General features: G+C 59.6%; 1 protein-coding gene and 1 pseudogene. Both read left to right on the top strand.

The annotated features are described in order from the left end of the window. Positions 1-944 (top strand): RHS repeat-associated core domain-containing protein (locus tag DBR24_RS34680; protein WP_305888951.1); only part of this gene is annotated, 944 nt, incomplete at its 5' end. An 84-nt stretch (positions 945-1,028) separates the two neighbouring features. After that, positions 1,029-1,201 (top strand): annotated as a pseudogene (locus DBR24_RS34835) (hypothetical protein); the annotation flags it as partial.

Here is a 1,201-nt window from a genome sequence, read left to right as displayed (position 1 = left end):
TGGATGTCAGTGGTTTGTATTACTACGGTGCGCGCTACTACGCGCCATGGCTGCAGCGCTGGCTCAGTGCCGATCCGGCGGGAGCCGTCGACGGGCTGAATCTGTATGGGTTCGTCGGCAACAACCCGATTGTCCATGTCGACCAGACAGGCACGTCCAAAGTCATTTTCAACCTGGTCAAGAAAGCCGTCGGGCTATTCGATAAAGCCAAAACGGCGGCAGACCAGCTACACAATCTAACCCGCGAATTCGATGGCCTGGTTCCCGAAGGCGCCGACATTGAAGAACTGCGCAAGAGCATGACGTTCGGCAAGTTCATCAAGTCCAGGCCCGGCATCAAATCGGTCTTTTATGGTGTCGGCAAAGGTATCGCCATTGGCAGCGTCATCGGCACTGCGGTCCCCGGGATCGGCAATGCCATCGGTACAGGCGTCGGAGCGATCGTCGGTGCAATCGTTTTCCCGTTGCTGCGTTACCACTTTTTCAAGAAGGGTTTGAAGCTGGCGCAAACGCTGCACACGCAGGAACTCAAGGATGGCCTCAATACAGCAGGCGAGACGGTGTCCAGCGTGGTCGACGGTGCAAAAGACCTGATCAACGGGGGTACAGCCCTGATCGACGGCATCAAGAATTTCACCGACAACCTCAACACCTACGCGGCACCTGTTCAGGATCTGTTCTATGCGCAACTGAGGGCACTGGATGCTGAAAAGCAACGTCAGGTATTGAAGCTGGCGAGGACCGGTCTCGATCCGTTCGACGCCATCGACAAGGTCATGGAGACCGCTCAGGCGCTACTCGACGCTCCCGGCGCGGCAGTGGGCGTGAGCGAACGCCTGCAACAACTGGAGCGCTCGATCGCCGACGAACCGAGACCCAGACCCATCCCGAAACCCCGGTTGAATCTGCCACGCCGGCAAAGTCAGCTTGAAACGTTTGTGTGACCCGTATGGCCGGCGCGAACAGCGCGCCGGACCCGTCCGGCCCATGCTATCTTGCCCGCCCGACCTGCCATCCATCTGCCCAGCATGCTGCCGACTTCCCGTACCTTGCGTCTGTCGTTGTATACCCTGCTGATCATCGCCGGCGCGGCCATTGCCGCAACGCTTGCCATCCGCCACGCCGAGCGCCAGGCGCTGGAAGAAGACGCCGCCCGCGCCAATCAGCAACTGGTGCTCTACGCCAACTCGTTGCACACCCT

The sequence above is a fragment of the Pseudomonas sp. HMWF006 genome, assembly GCF_003061205.1.
In the GTDB taxonomy this organism is placed as follows: Bacteria; Pseudomonadota; Gammaproteobacteria; order Pseudomonadales; family Pseudomonadaceae; genus Aquipseudomonas; species Aquipseudomonas monsensis.
The sequence above is the reverse complement of the archived record's forward strand: the minus strand, read 5'-3'. Positions and strand labels throughout refer to the sequence as shown.